Source organism: Eikenella corrodens (assembly GCF_003990355.1).
GTDB lineage: Bacteria > Pseudomonadota > Gammaproteobacteria > Burkholderiales > Neisseriaceae > Eikenella > Eikenella corrodens_B.
Genome location: NZ_CP034670.1, coordinates 1,615,073 through 1,638,657 on the forward strand (window position 1 = coordinate 1,615,073; position 23,585 = coordinate 1,638,657).

Annotated in this window: 24 protein-coding genes; 18 read left to right on the forward strand and 6 right to left on the reverse strand. The window is 57.8% G+C overall.

All coding sequences use genetic code 11. The features are described from left to right. Window positions 1-2: 2 nt before the first annotated feature. The 4 genes from dapA to ELB75_RS08190 form a co-directional block, all read right to left on the reverse strand. Window positions 3-878: a 4-hydroxy-tetrahydrodipicolinate synthase gene (gene dapA / locus ELB75_RS08175; protein ID WP_126983504.1), complete on the reverse strand. Its 876-nt coding sequence runs from the start codon at window positions 876-878 to the stop codon at window positions 3-5. Window positions 879-1,152: 274 nt separating this feature from the next. Beyond that, window positions 1,153-1,680, reverse strand: a complete 528-nt coding sequence (locus tag ELB75_RS08180; RefSeq protein ID WP_126983505.1) for a cytochrome b — start codon at window positions 1,678-1,680, stop codon at window positions 1,153-1,155. 185 nt (window positions 1,681-1,865) lie between these two features. Continuing rightward, window positions 1,866-2,060 carry a hypothetical protein gene (locus tag ELB75_RS08185; RefSeq protein WP_003822771.1) on the reverse strand — a complete coding sequence of 65 codons (195 nt, stop codon included), beginning with the start codon at window positions 2,058-2,060 and terminating at the stop codon, window positions 1,866-1,868. 77 nt (window positions 2,061-2,137) lie between these two features. Continuing rightward, window positions 2,138-2,998: a phosphoribosylaminoimidazolesuccinocarboxamide synthase gene (locus ELB75_RS08190; RefSeq protein ID WP_126983506.1), complete on the reverse strand. Its 861-nt coding sequence runs from the start codon at window positions 2,996-2,998 to the stop codon at window positions 2,138-2,140. Window positions 2,999-3,245: 247 nt separating this feature from the next. Here ELB75_RS08190 and ELB75_RS08195 point away from each other — a divergent pair, with 247 nt between their 5' ends. Then, the gene (locus ELB75_RS08195) at window positions 3,246-3,575 is read left to right on the forward strand and encodes an FKBP-type peptidyl-prolyl cis-trans isomerase (protein ID WP_023886583.1); all 330 of its coding nucleotides are present in this window, start codon (window positions 3,246-3,248) and stop codon (window positions 3,573-3,575) included. A gap of 144 nt (window positions 3,576-3,719) precedes the next feature. Here ELB75_RS08195 and ELB75_RS08200 read toward each other — a convergent pair whose 3' ends face one another. Then, entirely contained in the window at window positions 3,720-4,715 is a 996-nt protein-coding gene (locus ELB75_RS08200; RefSeq protein WP_126983507.1) for a malate dehydrogenase, read from the reverse strand. A gap of 421 nt (window positions 4,716-5,136) precedes the next feature. Here ELB75_RS08200 and sdhC point away from each other — a divergent pair, with 421 nt between their 5' ends. The 12 genes from sdhC to ELB75_RS08260 all read left to right on the forward strand — a co-directional run bounded on the left by sdhC (window position 5,137) and on the right by ELB75_RS08260 (window position 17,120). Beyond that, a complete protein-coding gene (sdhC, locus tag ELB75_RS08205) occupies window positions 5,137-5,514 on the forward strand; it encodes a succinate dehydrogenase, cytochrome b556 subunit (protein ID WP_126983508.1) in 378 nt (125 codons plus the stop codon). Then, entirely contained in the window at window positions 5,508-5,849 is a 342-nt protein-coding gene (sdhD, locus tag ELB75_RS08210; RefSeq protein ID WP_126983509.1) for a succinate dehydrogenase, hydrophobic membrane anchor protein, read from the forward strand. Before sdhC ends, sdhD begins: the two co-directional genes overlap by 7 nt. A 5-nt stretch (window positions 5,850-5,854) precedes the next feature. After that, on the forward strand, window positions 5,855-7,618 hold the full coding sequence (gene sdhA / locus ELB75_RS08215) for a succinate dehydrogenase flavoprotein subunit (protein ID WP_126983510.1): 1,764 nt from the start codon (window positions 5,855-5,857) through the stop codon (window positions 7,616-7,618). A gap of 93 nt (window positions 7,619-7,711) precedes the next feature. Further along, complete coding sequence (locus tag ELB75_RS08220) at window positions 7,712-8,419, forward strand: succinate dehydrogenase iron-sulfur subunit (protein ID WP_064089604.1); 708 nt, start codon at window positions 7,712-7,714, stop codon at window positions 8,417-8,419. Between the two features lie 104 nt (window positions 8,420-8,523). Further along, complete coding sequence (locus ELB75_RS08225) at window positions 8,524-8,784, forward strand: FAD assembly factor SdhE (protein WP_126983511.1); 261 nt, start codon at window positions 8,524-8,526, stop codon at window positions 8,782-8,784. 868 nt (window positions 8,785-9,652) lie between these two features. After that, on the forward strand, window positions 9,653-12,469 hold the full coding sequence (locus ELB75_RS08230) for a 2-oxoglutarate dehydrogenase E1 component (protein ID WP_126983512.1): 2,817 nt from the start codon (window positions 9,653-9,655) through the stop codon (window positions 12,467-12,469). Between the two features lie 95 nt (window positions 12,470-12,564). Next, window positions 12,565-13,758 carry a 2-oxoglutarate dehydrogenase complex dihydrolipoyllysine-residue succinyltransferase gene (odhB, locus tag ELB75_RS08235; RefSeq protein ID WP_126983513.1) on the forward strand — a complete coding sequence of 398 codons (1,194 nt, stop codon included), beginning with the start codon at window positions 12,565-12,567 and terminating at the stop codon, window positions 13,756-13,758. A 131-nt stretch (window positions 13,759-13,889) separates the two neighbouring features. Then, window positions 13,890-14,351: a ribonuclease HI gene (gene rnhA / locus ELB75_RS08240; protein ID WP_126983514.1), complete on the forward strand. Its 462-nt coding sequence runs from the start codon at window positions 13,890-13,892 to the stop codon at window positions 14,349-14,351. Between the two features lie 219 nt (window positions 14,352-14,570). After that, on the forward strand, window positions 14,571-15,047 hold the full coding sequence (gene greA / locus ELB75_RS08245) for a transcription elongation factor GreA (RefSeq protein ID WP_064089723.1): 477 nt from the start codon (window positions 14,571-14,573) through the stop codon (window positions 15,045-15,047). A 14-nt stretch (window positions 15,048-15,061) separates the two neighbouring features. Next, a complete protein-coding gene (locus ELB75_RS08250; protein ID WP_126983515.1) occupies window positions 15,062-15,658 on the forward strand; it encodes a hypothetical protein in 597 nt (198 codons plus the stop codon). 246 nt (window positions 15,659-15,904) lie between these two features. Continuing rightward, window positions 15,905-16,156, forward strand: a complete 252-nt coding sequence (locus ELB75_RS08255) for a DUF1289 domain-containing protein (RefSeq protein WP_023886358.1) — start codon at window positions 15,905-15,907, stop codon at window positions 16,154-16,156. 46 nt (window positions 16,157-16,202) lie between these two features. Further along, window positions 16,203-17,120 carry an EamA family transporter gene (locus ELB75_RS08260; protein WP_126983516.1) on the forward strand — a complete coding sequence of 306 codons (918 nt, stop codon included), beginning with the start codon at window positions 16,203-16,205 and terminating at the stop codon, window positions 17,118-17,120. A 107-nt stretch (window positions 17,121-17,227) separates the two neighbouring features. On the opposite strand, the gene mutY is transcribed toward ELB75_RS08260, so the two are convergent. Next, the gene (mutY, locus tag ELB75_RS08265; protein WP_126983517.1) at window positions 17,228-18,244 is read right to left on the reverse strand and encodes an A/G-specific adenine glycosylase; all 1,017 of its coding nucleotides are present in this window, start codon (window positions 18,242-18,244) and stop codon (window positions 17,228-17,230) included. 160 nt (window positions 18,245-18,404) lie between these two features. Between mutY and ELB75_RS08270 the strand changes: the two genes are divergently transcribed. From ELB75_RS08270 to ELB75_RS08290, 5 genes are all read left to right on the forward strand, one after another. Beyond that, window positions 18,405-19,562 (forward strand): THUMP domain-containing class I SAM-dependent RNA methyltransferase, encoded by a 1,158-nt coding sequence (locus ELB75_RS08270; protein WP_126984252.1) that lies wholly within the window; start codon window positions 18,405-18,407, stop codon window positions 19,560-19,562. A 221-nt stretch (window positions 19,563-19,783) separates the two neighbouring features. Continuing rightward, entirely contained in the window at window positions 19,784-20,482 is a 699-nt protein-coding gene (gene murU / locus ELB75_RS08275) for an N-acetylmuramate alpha-1-phosphate uridylyltransferase MurU (protein ID WP_126983518.1), read from the forward strand. An 85-nt stretch (window positions 20,483-20,567) separates the two neighbouring features. Further along, window positions 20,568-21,650, forward strand: coding sequence for a FlxJ family methyltransferase (locus ELB75_RS08280; protein WP_126983519.1), 1,083 nt, complete (start codon window positions 20,568-20,570; stop codon window positions 21,648-21,650). Between the two features lie 75 nt (window positions 21,651-21,725). Then, complete coding sequence (locus ELB75_RS08285; RefSeq protein ID WP_126983520.1) at window positions 21,726-22,532, forward strand: hypothetical protein; 807 nt, start codon at window positions 21,726-21,728, stop codon at window positions 22,530-22,532. Window positions 22,533-22,604: 72 nt separating this feature from the next. Beyond that, complete coding sequence (locus ELB75_RS08290; RefSeq protein ID WP_126983521.1) at window positions 22,605-23,543, forward strand: restriction endonuclease; 939 nt, start codon at window positions 22,605-22,607, stop codon at window positions 23,541-23,543. The last annotated feature ends 42 nt before the right edge of the window (window positions 23,544-23,585 follow it).

The following is a 23,585-nucleotide window of genomic DNA, read 5'->3' on the forward strand; positions in this document are numbered from 1 at the left end:
AATTAAATCAGTTGCAATTTCTGCAGCGCGGCGTTCACGCGCACTTGGCCAGCTTCGCTCAGGCTGACCATCGGCAAGCGCACGGCACGACCGCACAAGCCCAGCTTTTCCAGCGCCCATTTCGGCGCGGCCGGGCTGGGCTCGCAAAACATTTCTTGATACAGCGGCACCAGTTTGGCGTTCAGCGCACGGGCTTCGGCCAGATTGCCAGTCAGCGCGGCGCGGCACATATCGGCAAACAGCTTGGGCGCCACGTTACCGGCCACGGTAATCACGCCGTGTGCGCCGCACAGCATGGCGGCCATGCCGGTGGGGTCGTCGCCGGAATACACGGCAAAATCTTCGGGCACGCGGTTGAGCAGTTCAACCATGCGGCCAATGTCGCCGCTGGCTTCTTTGATGCCGATGATGTTGGAGATTTCGGCCAGGCGCAGCACGGTGTCGTTATTCATATTAACCACGGTGCGGCCGGGCACGTTGTACACAATCATCGGAATATCCGCCGCTTCGGCAATAGCGGCGAAGTGGCGGTAGATGCCTTCCTGCGGCGGTTTGTTGTAGTACGGCACTACGGAGAGCGTGGCATAAGCACCGGAGCCGACTACCGCGCGGGACAGCTCGATGGCTTCGCTGGTGCTGTTCACGCCAGTACCGGCGATTACCGGGATGCGGCCGTCGGCAAAACGGATGGCCGCCTCGATTACTTCAATCTTTTCCTGCAAGCTGAGCGTGGTGCTCTCGCCGGTGGTGCCGACAGCGACAATGGCATCGGTGCCGTTGGCAACATGCCAATCAATCAGGCGTTGGAATTGTTCGTAGTGGACACTGCCATCTTCACGCATCGGGGTGATGATGGCGACAAGACTACCGGTTAGCATAGCTCAACCTTATATTTGGTGGGTGGTCGAAAACGGGGCGATTGTAGCCTATTTTGCCGGCTTGTGCGAAATATTGCATAGATTAAAACTTGCTTGCCGGAATGATCCGCCAAGCGCGGGCAATGCGGGTTAGCAAGCCTTATTTATCATTAAAAATAAATATGTTAGTTAATTCTGGTAGCCTTTTGAGCATACAAGCCAGACTACCTGAAAACATAGCAAAACAGGGTTATGGCAGCCTATTCCGCTTCTTCCGGCAGCAATTTGACGCTGCTTACTCGCCCCCAACCGCCGGTTTGCCAGCCATCCGATTGATGATTTTCTCGCCGCGCAGCTGGTGCAGCACCGCCATGGCGATGTGCCCGAAAGCCAGCACAAACAGCAAATATGCCAGCTTGCCGTGTGCCGCGTTACCCAGTTGCGTCATCCACTCGATAGGCTGATCGATTTTATGCATCACCGTGATGCCGAACACTTCCAAATCGCCGCGTGCAGAGCCGTACTGGCGAATCATCGCCACCACCGGCACCGCCGCCATCAACACATACAGCGCGGCATGCCCCAGCTTCACCGCCAAACTGCCGTGCGGGCGGTTGCGCCAATTGGCCAGCGCCCAAACTAGGCGCAAGGCCACCAAAACCAGCAGCAGGAAGCCCACCGATTTGTGGTAGCCCATCAGGCTGTAGTATTTTTCGTTGATATTCCACATGGCCGCCGTGCACAGCATAAAGGCAAACATGGCCGCCATCAGCCAATGGAAAAAGCGGCTGAGGGTGCCGTAGTATTGTGGTGTGTCTTTCATTGTTATTTCCTTTTTTGAAAACCGAAAAGCGGCGGATTATAACGGATTAGATTAATTTTCGATACCAAGCAGCAATCCGCTGGCAATACATGGCAATTGAACACTCTCCGAGCTCTGTCGGCAATACTAAAAAGGCTACCTGAAATCTTTCAGGTAGCCTTTTGATGATTATCACACCGCGCAGCTTACTTGCCAAACAACGCCGCCACCATCTCGGCCTGCTCTTCGGTAAACGCGGGTTCGCCGAGGCGGGCGGCCACGGTGTATTCGTTGGCAAACTGCCGCTGGGCAGATACCGCCTGCCATTCTTTGAGCTTGGCAGTTTTGCCCTGTTTGAGCTTGGCGGCGGTTTGCAGGGCGGTTTGTTTGCGGGTGGGCATGGCGGAAAATACGGTTTGAATGGCAGGATGGGTTTTCAGGTAGCCCGGATTGTGTGTGAGGCTACCTGAAAAACGGATTACTGGGTGAGCAGTGCCAAAGCCTCGCGGTATTTGGCCAAGGTTTTTTCGATAACCTCGGCGGGCACGGCGGGGGCGGGGGGCTGTTTGTTCCAGCCGCTTTGTTCGAGCCAGTCGCGGATGAATTGTTTGTCGAACGAGGGCGGGTTGCTGCCGGGCCGGTATTGGTCGGCGGGCCAGAAGCGGCTGGAATCGGGGGTGAGCACTTCGTCCATCAGGGTGAGCGTGCCGTTTTCGTCTAGGCCGAATTCGAATTTGGTGTCGCAGATGATGATGCCGCGGGTGCGGGCGTAGTCGGCGGCTTCGCTGTAGAGGGCGATGGCTTTGCGGCGCACTTCTTCGGCCAACTCCCGGCCGATGATGCGGGCGCACTCGTCAAAGCCGATGTTTTCATCGTGGTTGCCCACCGCAGCTTTGGTGGACGGAGTAAAGATGATTTCGGGCAGTTGCTCGGCTTCACGCAGGTTTTCAGGTAGCCTGATGCCGCACACGGCGCCGGTTTGGCGGTATTCTTTCCAGCCGCTGCCGGCCAAATAACCGCGCACGATGGCTTCGATTTTTAAGGGTTCGAGCCGTTTGGCCACCACGGCGCGCTTTTCCAGCGCGGCGGCTACGTCGTGCGGCAAGACGTCGTATACGGTTTGGCCGGTGAAGTGGTTGGGCATGATGTGCGAGAGTTTGCCGAACCAGAAATTGGAAATCTGGGTGAGAATTTCGCCTTTGCCGGGAATGGGTTCGTTCAAGATCACATCGAAGGCGGAGAGGCGGTCGGAGGCAACGATGAGCATGCTGCGGCTGTCGATTTCATACAGGTCGCGCACTTTGCCGGAATAGATTTTTTTCAGCGGGATGGTGGTCATGATGGATTATCGGGCGGGTGGTCGGAAAGTCGGTATTCTAGTCCAATTGCCGCACGGAAAAAACGGCGGCGTGGAAATATCCTGCCCGAAGGCGGCAAAACAGTTGCCGAACTGCATTTTATGTTTGAGAATGCTGCCCGCATCAGCAGGCTGCCTGAAAGCCTAAGCCTCAACGCGGTTTAGAATGAAACCGAAACGCTTATTTTTCAGGTAGCCTCCCCTTCCATCCCTCACTTAAGGAAACATCATGAGCAATCTGATTATTGAAGACATCGAAACCGGCAGCGGCAAAACTGCCGAAAAAGGCAAGCGGATTTCCGTGCACTACAGCGGCTACCTCACCGACGGCAGCAAATTCGACTCCAGCCTCGACCGCGGCCAGCCGCTCACCATCATCCTGGGCGTGGGCCAGGTCATCCGCGGCTGGGACGAAGGCTTCGGCGGCATGCGCGAAGGCGGCAAACGCAAGCTCACCATCCCGCCGGAAATGGGCTACGGCGCACGCGGCGCCGGCGGCGTGATTCCTCCGAACGCCACTTTGATTTTTGAAGTGGAATTGCTGAAGGTACACGATTAAGCGGCGTTTTCTGCATAGAGAAAGGCTACCTGAAAACCGTAATTCAAGTTTTCAGGTAGCCCTTCTCTTTTCTTTGCCGATGGATTTTCAGGTAGCCTCTTACACACGAAAGGCTACCTGAAAATTTTTGCTCCTGCGCCCGCGTTACAACAAATGCGCCACCGCCGCGCGTTCGTCCTCCAGCTCTTTAAGCGTAATGCCGATGCGTTCGCGGCTGAAGTCGTCGATTGGCAAGTCTTTAATCACGCGGTATTCGCCGTTTTCGCACACCACGGGCAAGCCGAAGATAAGGCCCTCGGGGATGCCGTAGGCGCCGTCTGAAGGCACGCCCATGGTTACCCAGCGGCCGTTGCTGCCGAGCACCCAGTCGCGGATGTGTTCGATGGCGGCGTTGGCGGCTGAGGCAGCGGAAGAGAGGCCGCGCGCTTCGATGATGGCGGCGCCGCGTTTGGCCACGGTGGGCAGGAAGTGTTCGGTGTTCCATTGTGCATCGCCAATCAACTCTTGCACGCTTTGGCCGTTTACGGTGGCGAAGCGGTAGTCGGCATACATACTGGGGCTGTGGTTGCCCCACACGCACAGGCGGTCGATGCCGCTCACGGAGCTGCCGGTTTTGAGGGCGATTTGGCTCAGGGCGCGGTTGTGGTCGAGGCGCAGCATGGCGGTGAAATTGCGTGCGGGCAGGTCGGGCGCGGATTTCATGGCTATATAAGCGTTGGTGTTGGCAGGATTGCCCACCACGAGCACTTTCACGTTGCGGTTGGCCACTTTGTTCAACGCGGCGCCCTGCGCGGTGAAGATGTTGGCATTGGCATGCAGCAGGTCGGCCCGTTCCATGCCTTTGCTGCGCGGGCGTGCGCCGACCAAAATAGCGATTTCCGCATCTTGAAACGCGGTTTCGGGGTCGTTGGCGGCAAACACATCGGCCAGCAGCGGGAAGGCGCAGTCTTGCAGTTCCATAATCACGCCCTGCACGGCCTGCTGCGCCTGCGGCAAATCGAGCAGTTGCAGGATAACGGGCTGGTCTGCGCCGAGCATGTCGCCGGCGGCAATGCGGAATAATAAGGAGTAGGCAATCTGGCCGGCTGCGCCGGTTACGGCGATGCGGACGGGGGCTTTTTTGGGGCTGGTGCGGGTCATGGCTTTTGAAGGGTGGTTGGAGGGGAGGCGTGCGGCATGGCCGCAGGGGTTTCAGGCAGCCTGAAACGGGGGAAACGCATGCCGTATGATACCGAAAGTCGGCGGGGCTGTGGCGCTTTTCCGTTATTTTATATTAAAGACGGTAGCGGGTTTTATTCCCAATAACCGGATTGTTTGTCGGGCTATGTTGCCAAATTCCTTTGGCAGACAAGCTGCAGCCCGATTGTTCGGCTATGTTAAGTTGATTTAAAATAAAGGCTGCTATATGATTCGGGTATGGGCAGATGCCGTCGGCTGTTCGGTTGCCGCGCCCGCCCAAAAAGGCTACCTGAAAATGTTTCCAAACATATGAAGGCGGCTTTTGGTTTTGAGTGCCGGCTGAAGCCGGCTTGGGATATTGCCAATCTGAGGAAGTTTCGCCATGCGGACGACTAACAGACCGATATTCCTGGACATCGTCAGCATCCGGCTGCCGATTCCGGGGATTGTTTCCATTCTGCACCGCATCAGCGGCGTGCTGTTGTTTATCAGCCTGCCGCTTCTGTTGTGGCTGCTTGCCGGCACGCTGGACAATGCCGCCGCCTTTGAATCTTATCGCGCCTTCGTGGCCCATCCGCTGGTGAAAATCGGCTTGATCGGGCTGCTGTGGGCCTATCTGCACCACTTCTTCGCCGGCATCCGCTTCCTGTTTTTGGATGCGCACAAAGGCCTGGCGCTGAACACTGCCCGCACCACCGCCAAAACCGTGATGGCGCTGGCTTTGATCTGCACCGCAATTTTGGGAGTATGGCTATGGTAGACCGCAAACTGACCGGCGCGCACTACGGCCTGCGCGATTGGGCGATGCAGCGCGCCACCGCGGTGCTGATGCTGATTTACACCATCGCGCTGATTGTATTCCTGCTCGCGCTGCCGGGCGATTACGCCGCATGGCAGGCGTTTTTTGGCCAAACTTGGGTGAAAGTGTTTACCCAAATCAGCTTCATCGCGCTGTTCCTGCATGCCTGGGTGGGTATCCGCGATTTGTGGATGGACTACATCAAGCCGTTCGGCCTGCGCCTGTTCCTTCAGGTAGCCACCATCGTTTGGCTGGCAGGCTGCATGGTTTACTCGGTTAAAGTGATTTGGGGTTGAACAAGATGACTTATCCTATCCGAAAATTCGATGCCGTTATCGTTGGCGGCGGCGGTGCCGGCCTGCGTGCGGCGCTGCAACTTTCCAAAGCCGGCCTCAACACCGCCGTGCTCTCCAAAGTATTTCCCACCCGCTCCCACACCGTGGCCGCGCAGGGCGGCATTTCCGCCTCGCTGGGCAACGTGCAGGAAGACCGCTGGGATTGGCACATGTACGACACCGTAAAAGGCTCCGACTGGCTCGGCGACCAAGACGCCATCGAATTCATGTGCCGCCGCGCGCCCGAAGCCGTGATTGAACTGGAACACATGGGCATGCCGTTCGACCGCGTGGAGAGCGGCAAAATCTACCAGCGCCCCTTCGGCGGCCATACCGCCGAGTTCGGCAAACGCGCCGTAGAACGCGCCTGTGCCGTGGCCGACCGCACCGGCCACGCCATGCTGCACACGCTCTACCAGCAAAACGTGCGCGCCAACACCCAATTCTTCGTGGAATGGACCGCACTCGACCTCATCCGCAACGAAGAAGGCGATGCAGTGGGCATCACTGCCATGGAAATGGAAAGCGGCGATGTGTATATCTTCCACGCCAAAGCCATCCTGTTCGCCACCGGCGGCGCCGGCCGCATCTATGCCTCTTCCACCAACGCCTTCATGAACACCGGCGACGGCTTGGGCATCTGCGCCCGTGCCGGCATTCCTTTGGAAGACATGGAATTTTGGCAGTTCCACCCCACCGGCGTGGCCGGTGCAGGCGTGCTGATTACCGAAGGCGTGCGCGGCGAGGGCGGCATCCTGCTCAACGCCGACGGCGAACGCTTCATGGAGCGCTACGCCCCCACCGTGAAAGACCTCGCTTCGCGCGACGTCGTTTCCCGCGCCATGTCGCTGGAAATTCTGGAAGGGCGCGGCTGCGGCAAAAACAAAGACCACGTTTTGCTGAAAATCGACCACATCGGCGCAGAGAAAATCATGTCCAAGCTGCCCGGCATCCGCGAGATTTCCATCAACTTCGCCGGCGTCGATCCGATTAAAGACCCGATTCCCGTGGTGCCCACCGTGCACTACATGATGGGCGGCATCCCCACCAACTACTTGGGCGAAGTGGTTGCGCCGAAAAACGGCAACCCCGAAGCCGTCGTGCCCGGCCTGTATGCCGCCGGCGAATGCGCCTGTGCCTCGGTGCACGGTGCCAACCGCCTCGGCACCAACTCCCTGCTCGACTTGGTGGTGTTCGGCAAATCCGCAGGCGACAGCATGATTGAGTTCATCAAGCAGCACCCCGACATCAAACCGCTGCCCGAAAACGCCGGTACGCTCACCGAACAACGCCTGGCACGGCTCAACGGCCAAACCGGCGGCGAAAACGTGGACGTGCTGCGCGGCGAACTGCAACGCACGCTGCAACGCCACGCCGGCGTATTCCGTACCGACGCCATTCTGAAAGAAGGCGTGGACAAAGTGCTCACCCTGGTGGAACGTGCCAAACGCACCGAAATCGGCGACAAGAGCATGGTGTGGAACACCGCCCGCATCGAAGCGCTGGAGCTCGACAACATGATGGAAGTGGCCAAAGCCACCATGATTGCCGCCGAAGCCCGCAAAGAATCGCGCGGCGCCCACGCCTCCGACGACCACCCCGAGCGCGACGACGAAAACTGGATGAAGCACAGCCTGTTCTACTCCGCCGACAACAGCCTGGCCTACAAGCCCGTGCACACCCAGCCGCTCAGCGTGGAATACATCAAGCCCGCCAAGCGCGTTTACTAGAATAAAAACAACCATCTGGAATTTTCAGGTAGCCCTTCCATGCCGCATTGAGGCTACCTGAAAATACCGCCGCACCAAACCGAAGGAACACCCATGGAAACCATCCGCCTCAAAGTGTACCGCTACAACCCCGATACCGATGCCAAGCCCTACATGCAGGACTATGAGCTCGAAATCGAACCCACCGACGTGAAGCTGCTCGACGCCATCATGAAGCTCAAAGCCAAAGACGACAGCCTCTCCTTCCGCCGCTCCTGCCGCGAAGGCATCTGCGGCTCGGACGGCATGAACATCAACGGCAAAAACGGCCTCGCCTGCCTCACCGATATCCGCAGCCTCAAGCAGCCCATCGTATTGCGCCCCCTGCCCGGCCTGCCCGTCATCCGCGACCTCATCGTGGACATGACCCAATTCTTCAAGCAATACCATTCCATCAAACCCTATGTGGTCAACGACAACCCTGTCGACCCGCGGCAGGAACGCCTGCAAAGCCAGGCCGAGCGTGCCGAACTGGACGGCTTGTATGAATGCATCCTCTGTGCCTGCTGCTCCACCGCCTGCCCCTCCTTCTGGTGGAACCCCGACAAATTCGTCGGCCCCTCCGGCCTCCTAAATGCCTACCGCTTCATCGCCGACACCCGCGACACCATTACCAACGAACGTTTGGACAACCTCAACGACCCCTACCGCCTGTTCCGCTGCCACACCATCATGAACTGCGTAGACGTTTGCCCCAAACACCTCAACCCCACCCGCGCCATCGGCAAGATCAAAGAAATCATGCTCAAACGCGTGGTATAGCGGATAATCTTCAGCCAGTACGGTTTTGCCCCACCTAGCCGTACTGGCTGTACTGTCTGCAGCCAGCCTCCTTATCCCCAGTTAAATAATCCCATAGCTAAGCCATGCCCACCTTTGACGACACCGCCAAACGCCGCCTGCGCTTCCAAACCCGGCGCGGCCTGCTGGAGCTGGATATCCTGCTCAAGCAGTTCATGGCCGCCGAATTCGACCGCCTGAGCGATGCCGAGCTAACCGTATTCACCGAATTGCTCGCCCTACCCGACCCTGAATTATTCGCCCAACTCAACGGCCAAAACCCTGCCGCTAATGCCGAAAGTGCAGCCTTATTGGATAAAATCCGCAGCAGCCGACGTACTGATTGAGAGGCTGCCCTGAAAGCGTAGCTTCAATGAAATCCAAACAATAAAGTTCAGACACATAGGGCTACCTGAAAGCAGCACAGAGTTTCTACCAAGCCAAAGTTTCAGGCAGCCTTTTTCTTTACCGACCACAGCCGGTACTCAAGTACGCCGCAAGTAACTTTATAGTGGATTAAATTTATAGTGGATTAAATTTAAATCAGGACAAGGCGGCGAGCCGCAGACAGTACACACGTTACGGCAAGGCGAGACAACGCTGTACTGGTTTAAATTTAATTCACTATAACATTCCGGTTTTCAGGTAGCCTCTTCCTTCCATCTTTCCTGTTTAATCAACAGCTCACTATCCATCCAGCATCCTCTCTCCGCTGCCGGCCCATGCCCATCCCGCCGTGCCTACCGTAAAAGGGATTTTTCTTATTGACGTTCCCCATATCGGGTCGTATTATTCAGCCGTTATACCGGCGTTTGGCAAACTTCCAGCAACATTTCTGCCGCTGCCCGGTAAACCCCTGAAACTCAACGAAAGGCCGGGCTGATTCCAGAATCTTAGCGACAGAAAGAACAACCTTTTCAGGTAGCCGGCTTCGAGTTTTCATCATATTCCCCTCCCCGGCCATGCCACCGCGCCAGATTCTCCATTCCCCCTTTCCAGCAAATAATTTCCTGCGCCAAGCACAATCAGGCTGCCGACAAAAAGCTACCTGAAAATGCTTATTCCGAATCGCCATACTCATTTTTAGCCGCCCGCCGTGTGGCGATTCGGAATCGGCATTCGCTGCAGATAGGATAAAGGCTGCCCGCTTAGGCAGGCAGCCTGATAAGCAAGCGTGCTGCTCTTCAAACCTTCACCTTAAATAAGGATCTTGCCATGATGAAAGAACAAAGTAGTTTGTCCTACCTATACGGTACCAACGTCCCGTATATTGAAGATTTGTACGAAGCCTATCTGAGCTCCCCCGACTCCGTGGACAGCCAATGGCGGCAGTATTTCGACCAAGTGGCCGCCATGCCCGGCAACACCCCGAAAGATGTGGCGCACCGCCCGATTCAGGAAGCCTTTGCCAACTTGGCACAGCAGCGCGGCGGCGCAGCCGCAGGCGGCGTGGATTTTGCCGCCATGCAGAAGCAAGTGGCCGTGTTGAGCCTGATTTCCGCCTACCGCTCCTTGGGCAACCGCGCCGCCGACCTCAACCCGCTCGACCGCACCCATATCAGACAACTGCCCGAGCTCGATCCCAAAACCTACGGCCTCACCGATGCCGACATGAACACGCCTTTCCATGTCGGCACCGATCTTTCAGGTAGCCCCAAGCTGCCACTGGCCGAAATCATCCGCCACCTGAAACAAATCTATTGCGGCCCCTTGGCGCTGGAATACATGCACATTCCCGACACCGCCGAGCGCGAATGGCTGCAGGAACGTTTGGAAGCCAACGGCGCACGCCCGCAGTTTGATGCCGAAACCAAACGTCTCATCCTGAAAGAAATCACCGCCGCCGAAACCATGGAGCGCTATCTGCACACCCGCTATGTGGGCCAGAAACGCTTCTCGCTCGAAGGCGGCGAAAGCACCGTGCCCGCGCTGAACCACCTGATTCGCGCCTCCACCGCAAAAGGCGTGCAGGAAATCGTAATCGGTATGGCACACCGCGGCCGCTTGAACGTGTTGGTAAACACCATGGGCAAAGCCCCGCAGGCTATTTTCGACGAGTTCGAAGGCAAAGTGGACGCCAAATTCCCCAGCGGCGACGTGAAATACCACATGGGCTTCAGCTCCGACGTGCCCACCCCGCACGGCCCGGTGCACCTCTCTTTGGCCTACAACCCATCGCACTTGGAAATCACCAACCCCGTGATTGAAGGTTCCGTACGCGCCCGCCAAGACCACCGCGGTGCCGACGGCCGCAAACAAGTGCTGCCCATCCTTACCCACGGCGACTCTGCCTTCATCGGCTTGGGCGTGAACCAAGCCACCTTCAATATGTCGCAAACCCGCGGCTACAGCACCGGCGGCACCATCCACTTCGTGATCAACAACCAAGTGGGCTTCACCACTTCCGATCCGCGCGATACCCGCTCCACCCTGTATTGCACCGACATCGCCAAGATGGTGAGCGCGCCAATTCTGCACGTGAACGGCGACGACCCGGAAGCCGTTTGCCACGCCGCCCAAATCGCGCTGGACTACCGCACCACTTTCCATAAAGACATCGTGATCGATTTGGTGTGCTACCGCAAACTCGGCCACAACGAAGGCGACGACCCGACCCTGACCCAGCCCTTGATGTACAAACAGGTGGCCGCACACCCCGGCTCCCGTGCCGTGTATGCCGAGCAGCTGATTAAAGAAGGCGTGGTCACCAAGGAAGAAGCCGAAAAACTCATCAGCGACTACCGCGCCGCGATGGACAAAGGCGACCGCATCCAAGAAATCCTGCCCGAGCAGAAACGCGAACACGCAGTGGATTGGAGCAAATACCAGCCCATCAGCTGGCGCACTCCGGTGAAAACCGCGCTGCCTGCTGCCGAAATCAAACGCCTGGCCGAGCGCTTCACCAACATCCCGGCCGATGTGAAGCTGCACAACACCGTGAAGAAAATCATCGACAACCGCAAAGCCATGGCTGTCGGCGAGCAAGCCATTGATTGGGGCATGGCCGAAACCATCGCCTACGCCAGCCTGCTCGAAGCCGGCCACGATATCCGCATTTCCGGCGAAGACTCCGGCCGCGGCACCTTCTCGCACCGCCACGCCGTACTGCACGACCAAAACCGTGCCGAGCGCACCGGCGGCGTGTATATCCCGCTGCAACACATCAGCGAAAAACAAGGCCGCTTCAACGTAATCGATTCCATCCTGAACGAAGAAGCCGTGATGGCCTACGAATACGGCTATGCCTCCTCCGCGCCGGAAGACCTGGTGATTTGGGAAGCCCAGTTCGGCGACTTCGCCAACGGTGCGCAAATCGCCATCGACCAGTTCATCACCTCCGGCGAAACCAAATGGGGACGCTGGTGCGGCCTCACCGTCATCCTGCCGCACGGCTACGACGGCCAAGGCCCGGAACACTCTTCCGCCCGCGTAGAACGCTGGCTGCAACTGTGTGCCGAAGAAAACATCCAAGTGCTGATGATGTCTGAAGCATCGCAGATGTTCCACGCCCTGCGCCGCCAGATTCTGCGGCCCTACCGCAAACCGCTGGTGATTTTCATGTCCAAACGCCTGCTGCGCCTCAAAGACGCCTGCAGCCCGCTGGCCAACTTCACCGACGGCGAATTCCGCCTCGTTATCGGCGACACCGTACATGGCCGCGACCAAGACGTGAAACGCGTGATTCTGTGTGCCGGCCAGGTGTACTACGATTTGGCAAAAGCCCGCGCTGACAAAGGCTTGGAAAAAGACATCGCCATCGTTCGCGTCGAGCAGCTCTACCCCTTCCCCTACGAAGAAGTGGCTGCCGAGCTCAAACGCTTCCCGAACGCCACCGAAATCATGTGGGCGCAGGAAGAGCCGAAAAACCAAGGCGCTTGGTACCAAATCCGCCACCGCTTGGAAAAAGTGCTCGGCGCCAACCAGCGCCTCACTACTACCAGCCGCCCGGCCAGCGCTTCGCCCGCCGTCGGCTATGCTGTGAAACACAAAGCCGGTTTGGACGGCCTGCTTGAAGACGCGATGAAGCTCTAAAGCGCCAACAGGCTACCTGAAACATGCCGAACCGTTTTCAGGTAGCCTCCTAGAACACGATTTACCTATTTTTCAATTCACTAAAGGATAAAACCATGATTATCGAAATTACCGTACCCCCGCTGCCGGAAAGCGTTACCGAAGCCACCCTGATGAGCTGGCACAAGAAGGTGGGCGACTATGTGAACCGCGACGAAAACCTGATCGACCTCGAAACCGACAAAGTTGTGCTCGAACTGCCCGCCCAGCAGGCCGGTGTGATTGTGGAAATCATCGAACAAGACGGCGCCACCGTTACCGCCGGCCAGCTGTTGGCTAAAATCGACACCGCAGCCAAAGCAGCAGAAACAGCCCCGGCTGCCGCCCAAACCCCGGCTGCCGAACCCGCAGGCCACGTGGCTGCCGCAGGCGCACAAGCAGGCGTGGCCATGCCCGCTGCCGCCAAACTGGCTGCCGAAAAAGGCGTGGACGTATCCGGCGTGCAAGGTTCTGGCCGCGACGGCCGTGTGCTGAAAGAAGACGTGGCCGCCATGCCTGCCGCCGCGCCCAAAGCCGCTGCCGCCCCGGCCGTGGCCGTACCGCTGGGCGACCGCGTGGAACAGCGCGTACCGATGAGCCGCCTGCGCCAGCGCGTGGCCGAACGCCTGCTGCAATCCCAGTCGCAAAACGCCATCCTCACCACGTTCAACGAGGTGAATATGAAGCCGATTATGGATTTGCGCGCCAAATACAAAGAGAAGTTCGAAAAACAGTATGGTGTGAAACTGGGCTTCATGTCCTTCTTCGTGAAAGCCGCCGTGGCCGCGCTGAAGAAATTCCCCGCCGTAAACGCTTCGATTGACGGCAACGACATCGTTTACCACGGCTACTTCGACATCGGCATCGCCGTGGGCAGCCCGCGCGGCCTGGTAGTACCGATCTTGCGCAATGTGGATCAGATGAGCATTGCCGACATCGAACTGGCCATCGTGGACTACGCCAACAAAGCCAAGAGCGGCAAAATCGCCATCGAAGACCTCACCGGCGGCACGTTCTCCATCACCAACGGCGGCACCTTCGGCTCGATGATGTCCACCCCCATCATCAACCCGCCGCAATCCGCCATCTTGGGCATGCACGCCACCAAAGAACGCGCCGTGGTGGAAAACGGCCAAGTCGTGGTGCGCCCGATGATGTATCTGGCCCTCTCCTACGACCACCGCATCATCGACGGCCGCGAAGCCGTGCTCACTTTGGTTACCATCAAAGAAGCCCTCGAAGACCCGGCCCGCCTGATTTTGGAAATCTAACGGTTTCTAAAATCCAAACGCTTAGCAACATCAGGCTACCTGAAAACCCTTTTTTCAGGTAGCCTTACTCTTTTGCCACATCAAACACAGCAAAGGCTACCTGAAACTTTCAGGTAGCCCAACCAAACACCATGACCAACACCACCGTCCACCTCTACACCGACGGCGCCTGCAAAGGCAATCCCGGCCCCGGCGGCTGGGGCGTGCTGCTGCGCTACGGCCGTCATGAAAAAGAACTCTGCGGCGGCGAAGCCGACACCACCAACAACCGCATGGAGCTCACTGCCGTCATTCGCGGCCTCGAAGCCCTCAACCGCCCCTGCCAAGTAACCATCCACACCGACTCCCAATACGTGAAAAACGGCATGGAAAGCTGGATACACGGCTGGAAGAAAAATGACTGGAAAACTTCCGCCAAACAACCCGTAAAAAATGCCGAGCTGTGGCAGCAGCTCGATCAGCAAGTCGCCCGCCACCAAGTATCCTGGCAATGGGTGAAAGGCCACGCCGGCCACCCCGAAAACGAGCGCGCCGACCAACTGGCCAACCAAGGTGCCGCCAACATAGCCGGGGGCGGCAATAAACGCCAATAATCAAATTATTGGCACAACACTCCCCGCCGCCGGCCGCCCCTTCCCGCAGTTGGCGTTCCGCCCGCCATCTGATAGAATGGCAACTCATACAGTCAATCAAAGCGCAGCTTCCCATTCTGCGTTTGATTGGCTAAAAATTTGAGTTCACAAGCCGCCGGCACTAGGCGGCTTGCATTTTTATGTAAAAACGGCTGCCCCGCAGCCCTTGTGGAGAAAATCATGCAAAAGATTCCATTAACCGTACGCGGCGCCGAAATGCTCAAGCAAGAATTGCAGCATCTTAAAAGCGTCGAGCGCCCCGCCATTATCGAAGCCATCGCCGAAGCCCGCACCCACGGCGATTTGTCTGAAAATGCCGAATACGAAGCCGCCAAAGAAAAACAAGGCTTCATCGAAGGCCGCATTTCCGAGCTGGAAAACAAGCTCTCCGTAGCCCACATCATCGACCCCACCGAAATCCACGCCGAAGGCAAAATCGTATTCGGCTGTACCGTCGTGCTGGAAGACTTGGAAAACGAAACCCAAGTACGCTACCAAATCGTCGGCGACGACGAAGCCGATATTAAAGACAACAAAATCTCCATCAGCTCGCCCATTTCCCGCGCCCTTATCGGCAAAGAAGAAGGCGACGTGGCCGAAGTGCAGGCGCCCGGCGGCGTGCGCGAATACGAAGTTATCGAAGTGCTGTATATCTAGCGGGCGGAGGCGAAATGAACCAAAAATTCAATCCCTACCAGGCTCCGCAAAGCCAAGACTACCTGCCGCAGCAGGCCGGCGAATGCTGGCGCGAAGGCAAACGTGTTTTTCTGCCCGATGGAGCAGACCTGCCCCGCCGCTGCATCCGCTGCGGCGAAGCAGCCGAACCGCAACGGCGGCCGCGCAAACTGTATTGGTATCATCCCGCCTGGAATTTGTTGATTATCCCGATTTTTTTTGCCGCTTGGCCGCTTGCCCTGATTATTACCCTTGCCGTCCGGAAAAGCCTCCCCATCCATCCCACCTTCTGCCCGCAGCATCAAACGCAGATGCGCTGGCTGTTTTGGGGCGTGCCCGCCATCGTGCTGGTATTGCTGTTGCTGCCACTCACTGCGCTATTCATTCCATCCTTAAGCAACTATTTTTCTTCAACTTTCATAGCAATGTGGTACTTCGGCATCATCGCCTTCTGCCTGATCTTCGCCATCGCCACTTCGCCCCTGCGGCCTCGCCTGGTGAAAGTTACCGAAGACTACAACATCCTCAAAGGCTTCGGCCGGGGCTTTCTCAACACCCTGCCGGAAGAATACGAACTCGACAGCCGACGCTAACGCCGACCTCTGTTTGGATAGGGGCGGTAATCAATTTTCAGGTAGCCTCTTCATAAGCGGAAGGCTACCTGAAAACATAATATGCCCAAGTTTCTGCACAGCCGAAGCCATCGTTTTCAAGCCGCCTTATCTTTTCAGCTGCCCCGCAAGCGCTCCGGAAGCACGGTAAGGCGGGGCAAAGCGGTGGCTTTCTGATTTTAATCCGCTATACAATGCCGCTTTCCACGCCCGCCGGTTTTCCCGCCAATGGAACAACTCGAATTTTTCAGCATTCCCAGCCCCTGCATCGGCGTTTGCCAGGCCAATAGCAAGGGCTATTGCAAAGGCTGTTTGCGCAGCCGTGAGGAGCGGCTGTATTGGCTGAAGCTGACGGATACGCAGAAGCAGAACGTGCTGCGCCTGTGCCGTTTGCGCAAGCGCAAGCTGTTGCAGTTGGCGGCTGAGCAGCAGGCCGTTTCCATTGAACTGCCGGAGCAGATGGATTTCGATTTTTTCTAAGCATCCCGCTGCCCATTCTTCTTTCCCTCATCATTAAACATCAATCATGCTGGTTTTATCTGCTTTATCTTTTCTTCCCGCCTCTTGGACATGGCAGTTTCTCGCCTTGGCGGTTTTGTGCAGCGTGGCGGTTTCGGTGCTGCTGAAAATCGCGCGCAAACAAGGGGTTCACATTGAGCATGCGATTGCGGTGAACTATATTGTGGCCACGGCCTGCTGCTGGTTTTTGCTTGAGCCGCCGCTGGATGGCCTGCGCGGGGCGGATATTGGCGGCCTGTGGCCGTTTTTGGCTTTGGGCGTGCTGTTGCCGAGCATTTTTGTGGTGATGGCGCGGGCGGTGGAACAGGCGGGGATTGTGCGCTCGGATGCGGCGCAGCGGCTGTCGCTGGTATTGCCGGTGTTGGCGGCTTTCCTGCTGTTTGGCGAACAGCTGAACCGCAATAAAATCGTGAGCATTGTGCTGGCTTTCAGTGCGCTGGCGGCTTTGCTCTATAAGCCGGGCAAGGGCAAACAGGGTGGCGGGATATTTTGGCTGGTGGGGGTATGGCTGGGCTTTGGGGTGATTGATATTCTGTTTAAGCAGTTATCCAAAACCGGGCAGGCCATGTCGCTGAATTTGTTTGTGTCCTTTGCGCTGGCTTGCGTGCTGATGTGGGGTTATGTGTGGCGGCAGGGCAAACCGCTCAAGGCGGCGGATTTTGCCGGCGGGCTGCTGCTCGGGCTGTTGAATTTCGGCAATATCCTGTTTTATATCAAGGCACACCATGCTTTTTCCGGCGACCCGACCTTGGTATTTGCCGGTATGAACTTGGGCGTGATTGTGTTGGGCACGCTCACCGGCGCGCTGGCGTTCAAGGAGAAGATTTCGGCCGTGAACCAAGCCGGTATTGCGTTGGCACTCGCGGCGATTTACAGCCTGTTTTATCTGGATTGGCTGCTGGCGAAGCTGGGCATTGCGATATAAGTTTCAGGTAGCCTCAATCGAAACCGAAAGGCTACCTGAAAAAATGATCCGGCTGTTTGGCTATGCGAATACAAAGGCTGCCTGAAACTTTCAGGTAGCCTCTTGCTTTACCCGCGCCGTAAATATTCTGCCAGCGGCTTGGGCAAACCGTATTCCGCCGTATTGGCCCACAGGCTGCCGTGTGCCGCAGCGGCCGCCACTCCGTTTGCCTGCAAAGGCGTAATCTGCAACAGGCGGTGTGTGAGGCGGTGGCTCACCAAATCTCCTTCGGCCAAATCTTCCTCGGCCACGCCGAAAGCGGCTGCGCACTCATACAAATCATCCAGCCGCTCAAAGCAGGGCACGCAGTAGAGCCCGCCCCAAATGCCGCCGGACGGGCGTTTCTCCAGCAGCACCCTGCCCTGTTTGTCGCGCAACACCAGCCAATACAGCGCCACTTCCTTCACCGCCACTGCGGTTTTCTTGCGCGGCAGCTCGGCAATCCGCCCTTGCTGTTTGGCCAGGCAGATTTCCGCCATCGGGCAGGCATCGCAATGCGGTTTGCTGCGTTTGCACACCATTGCGCCCAAGTCCATCAGCCCTTGCGTGTAGGGGGTCATGTCCTCGGCTGCGGGCAGCAGGCTTTCGGCCAAATCCCACAAAACGGTTTCGAATTTTTTGTCGCCGATTGCCCCGTCTTGCGCAAACACGCGGCACAAAACGCGCTTCACGTTGCCGTCTAAAATCGCCTCGCGCCGGCCGAAGGAAAAGGCGGCAATCGCCGCTGCCGTGCTGCGCCCCACGCCCTTGAGCGTTTCCAGGCCTTGGCGCGTATCGGGAAAGCGGCCGCCGAAATCGCGCGCCACCTGTTTGGCCGCCGCATGCAGATTGCGGGCGCGGCTGTAGTAGCCCAGCCCGGCCCACAGCGCGAGCACTTCGTCTTCATCCGCCGCGGCCAGCGCGGCCACGTTTGGAAACGCCGCCAGAAATCGCGGATAGTATGCCAACACGGTGGCCACCTGCGTTTGCTGCAGCATAATCTCCGAAAGCCACACCGCATAAGGCTCGCGCACCTGCCAAGGCAGGCCGTGCCGCCCGTGTTGTTTTTGCCAGCGCACCAGCCGGGCCGAGAAATCTGTGTTCATAGATAAGGCTACCTGAAACCGAAAATCCCGTATTGTATAGCGGATTAAAATGGCAGCGATACTGCCAAAGCGGCCGCCGGATGGTTTTCAGGTAGCCTTCCGCCGCAATCCATCCGTTTCCCGCTATAATCGCAGCCCAAACCAACCCAGATTGCCGTTCATGACCAACCACACCCTCTTCGCCACCTGCCCGCGCGGCCTCGAAACCATCCTCGCCCAAGAGCTGGCCGACCAAGGCTGCACCCACATCGCCCCCACCGACGGCGGCGTATCCTGCCAAGGCAGCCTCGAAGCCGCCTACCGCGCCAACCTCCACTCCCGCACCGCCAGCCGCATCCTGCTGCAACTGGCCAAACAGCCCTACCGCAGCGAAGACGACATTTACCGCGCCGCAAAAAGCATTCGTTGGGAAGACTGGTTTCATGCCGGGCAAACCTTCAAAATCAAGGTGGAAGGCAAACGCGCCCGCGTGAAAAGCCTCGACTTTACCGCCCTCAAAATCAAAGACGGCCTGTGCGACCGCTTCCGCAGCAGCCAAGGCCAACGCCCCAGCGTGGACAAAGCCAATCCGCACATCCGCATCCACGCCTTCATCAACGAGCAGCACGCCGCCATCTTTATCGACACCAGCGGCGAAGCCCTGTTCAAACGCGGCTACCGCCAAGACACCGGCGCCGCCCCCCTGCGCGAAAACCTCGCCGCCGGCCTGCTCCTGCTCGCCGGCTACAACGGCAGCCAGCCCTTCCAAGACCCTTTCTGCGGCAGCGGCACCCTCCCCATCGAAGCCGCCCTCATCGCCACCCGGCGCGCCCCCGGCCTCAACCGCCGCTTCGGTTTCGAGCAGCTGGCCAACTTCGATGCCGGCCTCTGGCAGCGCCTGCGCCAAGAAGCCCAAGCCGCCGTATTGCCGCAAGCCCCCGCGCCCATTGCCGGCAGCGATACCGACCGCCGCCTGATCCAAACCGCCGCCACCAACGCCCGCGAAGCCCAAGTGGCCGGGCACATCGTGTTTCAGGTAGCCGACGTGCGCGACACCCGACCCAACGGCGAAAACGGCATCCTCCTCGCCAACCCGCCCTACGGCGTACGCCTTGAAGAAGTTCAAACCCTGCACGCCCTCTACCCCCAGCTCGGCTCCTGGCTCAAACAGCACTACCCCGGCTGGCTCTGCGGCCTGCTCACCGCCGACCGCGACCTGCCCAAACTCATGCGCCTGTCGCTAAAGCGCAAAATTCCCCTGTATAACGGTAACCTCGACTGCCGCCTGTTCCTGCTCGACATGGTACGCGGCTCCCACCGCACACCTAAGGCGGAATAGCTGCGTTTAGGTATTCGGCAAAAGGCTACCTGAAAACCGTTTGCCCGTTTCAGGCAGCCCTCTAACCCAGCGCAGCCCGTTCCCGCCCTAGCCCATCTTTATCTTTTAGGCAGCCGCAGCCCAAACATCATCGCCAAACCCACCTACCCTTCCAAAAAGGCTACCTGAAAACCCATTCCGCTATATAATCGCCCGGTTTTGACTCCAAGGCTACCTGAACCATGAAAGCCATAATACTGGCCGCCGGACGCGGCGAGCGGATGCGCCCGCTCACCGACACCCTGCCCAAACCCATGCTCCCATGCGGCCGCGAGCCGCTCATCGGCTGGCATTTGCGCCGCCTAGCCGCCGCCGGCATCAGGGAAATCGTCATCAACCACGCCTGGCTCGGCGAAAAAATCGAACAAGGCCTCGGCAACGGCAGCCGTTACGGCGTGTCTATCCGATATTCGCCCGAAGCACCCGGCGGGCTGGAAACCGCAGGCGGCATCGCCACCGCCCTGCCGCTCTTGGGCAGCGAGCCTTTCTTGGTGATCAACGGCGACATCCTCACCGATTTCGACTGCCGCACCGCCATCGAACGTGCCGCCCAAATGAGCGCCCACACCCTCGCCCACCTCTGGCTCGTGCCCAACCCCCCGCACCACCCGCAAGGCGACTTCCGCCTGCAACCCGGCGGCCAAGTTACCGACGCCGAGTCCCCGCAGCCCGCCCACACCTTCAGCGGCATCGGCCTCTACCGCCCCGAGCTTTTCGCCCGCACCGCCGCCCACCAACGTGCCAAACTCGCCCCCCTGCTGCGCCAAGCCATGCGGCAAGGCCAAGTGAGCGGCGAAATGCACACCGGCCTGTGGCTCGACGTGGGCACGCCCGAACGCCTGCAGGAAGCCGCCCGCATCAGCGAACAGTGGGCAAACTGAACCCTTTATTTACAACCCGTTTTCAGGTAGCCTCAAGCACTTTTAAGCGCTACCTGAAACCCAAACCCTTACCGGACGATTCATTATGACCACCAAACACACCCTCGAACGCTACAGCCAAGAACAACACACCGCCCAAGAAGCCCAGCGCCTTGCCCAGCAAATCATCTTCGGCCCCATCGCCTTCCAAGCCTCCCGCCTGATGGTGAAATTCGGCATCCTAGAGCGGCTCAACCGCGCCGCCGAAGGCCAAACCCTCGAAGAAATCGCCCAAGAAGCCAAGCTCAGCCGCTATGCCGCCCAAGTGCTGCTCGAAGCCTCCCTCTCCATCGGCACCGTCCTCTGCGAAAACGGGCGCTACCGCATCAGCAAAGCCGGCTGGTTTTTAATCAAAGACCCCATGGCCCCCATCAACATGGATTTCGTGCACGACGTCTGCTACCAAGGCACATTCGACCTCGAAGCCGCCCTGCTCGAAGGCCGCCCCGCCGGGCTCAAAGTATTCGGCAGCTGGCCCACCATCTACGAAGGCCTCTCCAGCCTCCCCCCGCGCGCCCTCGAAAAATGGCTCGCCTTCGACCACTTCTATTCCGACCACTCCTTCCCTGCCGCGCTGGAAATCGTCTTTTCCCAACCCGTCCGCCGCCTGCTCGACGTGGGCGGCAACACCGGCCGCTGGGCGCTGCAATGCGTGGCATACAGCCCGGAAGTGCAAGTCACCATCATGGATTTGCCCCAACAAATCCAACTGATGAAAGAGCACACCGCCCGCCTACCCGGCGCCGACCGCATCCACGGCCACCCCGCCAACCTGCTCGACCCCGCCACCCCCTTCCCCGAAGGCTTCGACGCCATCTGGATGAGCCAATTCCTCGACTGCTTTACCGAAGAGCAAGTTACCTCCATCCTCAGCCGCGCCGCCAAGAGCATGGGCGAAAACAGCACCCTTTATATCCTCGAGCCCCTATGGGACAGGCAGAAACACGAAACCGCCGCCTACTGCCTCACCCAAACCAGCCTCTACTTCACCGCCATGGCCAACGGCAACAGCAAACTCTTCCACAGCGCCGACCTGATCCGCTGCATCGAAGCCGCCGGCCTGCAAACCGCCAAAATCCACAACAACATCGGCCTCGGCAACAGCCTCATCTGCTGCAAAAAAGCATAAAACGGAAAAAGGCTACCTGAAAAACCAAACCGCAGTTTTCAAGTAGCCTCCAACCCGCATAAAAAGGAAACCGCCATGCAAGCCATCAAACTAGCCCTCATCCTATCCGCCGCCGCCCTGCCCCTTGCCGCCCTGCCCCTTGCCGCCCTGCCCCTTGCCGCCCAAGCCAAGCAGCCCGCCCGCCAAGCAGCCGGCCTGTCCCCATTCATCCGCAGCATCAACCACGATGCGCCCATCAAATCCGGCCCCTTCACCATCCGTCGCGCTGCCGCGCAAGGCGGCAACGTCCTGATCGACGCCGCCATCGACAGCCAACAACTCCCCCTGCCGCCCGCCGCCGAACGCGAACCCACCGTCCAAGCCCTGCAAACCCTGGCCGAAGCCTCCTGGTGCGAGCATCCCCAGTTCCCCGCCCTCAACCAAACCCGCAGCCTCACCACCCGCTACACCGTCAGCGGCGAAACCTCCCCCATCAACCTCACCATCCCCGCCGGCCGCTGCGCCCAAATCCAAAGCAGCCAAAGCCCCGCGCAACAGGAAGAAAACGGCCAAATCGCCGCCCTCATCCTCCTCATTCCCGGCATGAACCAGCGCCTCCCCCTCACCGAAGACAACCTCACCCTGCAGCGCGTCCGCTTCGACCACACCGCGCGCACCATGCACAAATACCTCACCCTCAACGACCCCGAGCTCGCCAAACAGCCCGCCGCACAAATCCGCGCCAAACTGCAAATCGAAGCCCGCACCCTCGTGTGCGACGACCCCCTGCTCGCCCAAAGCAACCGCTACTACCCCACCACCCACCACTTCACCCTCCCCGGCCAATCCGAAACCTTCGAAGCCACCGTTGCCAAAAACAGCTGCACCGAAAACGCAAAATAAGCTGCCCGGCATACAAAAGGCTACCTGAAGATACTCAGCCATTTCCTAATTAATTTTGGAAGAATTCCAATTATGCCTATCCCTCATTTCGATGATTTACGCCAACCTACTCTTGCTATTTTGAGCGATGGAGAAATAAGGAAAAAATCTGATTTAATTCTACCGTTGCAACAACATTTTAAATTGAGCAATAAAGAGATTTCCCAAGAATATGAATCTGGTAAAGGCGCAATTTTCCCCGACCGTATCTCTTGGGTACTCAGCTATTTTGCTATGACAGGTTTACTAGACCGACCTAAACGCGGCTACTATGTTATCAATGAATTAGGAAGAAAATATTCAAAAAAATCTTCTGAAGAAATTATTGAATATGTTAAACAGAAAATGATGGAGCGGGAGCAAGGAAAACAAAAACACCAAAAAAAATTTATTGTTACCGCACAAACTGATACCGTAGAAAGTACACCGCAAGAACAGCTATATAATTCCTATCAAGACATCCGCCAAGTTGTATACGATGAAATTTTGGATACCATTCTGAGTAAAAGCCCAGCTGCATTCGAAAAGTTAGTGGTCGAACTGTTACAAAAAATGGGCTACGGGGGTGCGTTGGATAAGTCAGGCCGAGTAACCAAACAAAGCAGAGACGGCGGTATAGATGGTGAAATCCGAGAAGATGTGCTGGGTTTAGGCCGTATTCATATACAAGCCAAATGCTACCAGCGCGAAAAAACTATTGGCAGGCCAGAGATTCAAAGCTTTGCCGGTGCATTGCTTGGCAGCAATGCTAATAAAGGTGTTTTTATTACTACAGCCCAGTATACCGATGATGCTAAAAAATATGCCGAAACTATTCCCAATGCCCGCATTGTTTTAATAGATGGTAATAAATTGGCTGAGTATATCTACCAATACGGCCTAGGTATGCAAGTAGAGCAAACCATTGTTATCAAAAAACTGGACACCGACTATTGGGATGAAATCCCGAACAATACCAATAGTAACAACTGATCGCTGCTTGCCAACATCAGACTGTTCAGATTTTATACACTA